2 pseudogenes are annotated in these 956 nt (G+C 77.6%); both read right to left on the bottom strand.

Annotated features, from left to right (window positions below):
* A pseudogene (locus MCHUDSM44219_RS17215) lies at positions 1-473 on the bottom strand (hypothetical protein); the annotation flags it as partial.
* A 44-nt stretch (positions 474-517) separates the two neighbouring features.
* A pseudogene (locus tag MCHUDSM44219_RS17210) lies at positions 518-956 on the bottom strand (hypothetical protein); the annotation flags it as partial.

Below are 956 nucleotides of genomic sequence, written 5' to 3'. Positions count from 1 at the left end.
GGGTCGGGTCCGGGCGCGGGCGGCGGACCGGGCAGCGCCTGCGGCGTCACGACGTGCGCCACCTCAGGCGCCGCGTCCGGGACCGGGCCGACGGCGTACTGCGGGTTCACGCCTGCGGGCAGGTGCGCCTCGGTGCCCGGCACCGCACCCGTCGCCGGCACATGCGCGACGGGCTGCACGAACTGGTTGACCGCCGTCGCGACGTCCCGCGAGGGCGCCGGGGCGGCGGCGTCCCCGGCGAACACCGCGGCCGCAGCCATCAGCATCGAGGCGGCATTGGCCGGATCGGCGGCGGCCTGCTGAATGACGGGCCCGATGCTCTGCACCGCGGGCAGGCCGGGGGCCTGCAGCCCGTCGATCGGCAGTGGCGCCGCCGGGTCGGCGTGAGCGACGCCGGTCACGCCGACCGCCAGCAACGCGGTCGATGAACTCACCGCCAGTGCGGTGGTGAGCATCGTCCTGATCGTTGACATGGTCCCCCAATGCAATTCGTGTCGGATGGTGGTCGAGTCGGGCGTCAGGGCAGGGCCGACAGCGGGGTGAACAGCGGCTCGGTCGACGGCGCACCCGCGGGGGCTGCCGGTGCCGCAGGGGCCGGTGCGGCGGTGCCACCGGTGGGCAGCAGGCCGGCCAGCGGAGACCCGCCGGGCAGCAGCGACGCGAGGCTGCCGGGCGCGCCCAGCACGTCGGTCAGCCCGGACAGCGGCGACGCGGCGGGCGTGCTGGCAGGCGGGACCGTGGTGGTGTTGCCGGCCGGCACCGTGCCGGGGGTGGCGGTCACCGTCGGCATCGCCGCAGGCAGCGTGGTGGGCAGCGCGGCGACGGCGCCGGGCAGGGCGTTCACGCTGGGGGGCAGCGTCAGCGACGCGGTGGCTCCGGGTGCGGGGGCCAGCGGTGCCGTGGCGGCGCCCGTCGCGGCGGTCGCGGCCGGGGCGGCGTTGCCCATCAGGTTGGCG

It is taken from the genome of Mycolicibacterium chubuense (assembly GCF_001044255.1).
Classification (GTDB): domain Bacteria; phylum Actinomycetota; class Actinomycetes; order Mycobacteriales; family Mycobacteriaceae; genus Mycobacterium; species Mycobacterium chubuense.
This window is presented reverse-complemented; position numbering and strand designations above follow the sequence as displayed.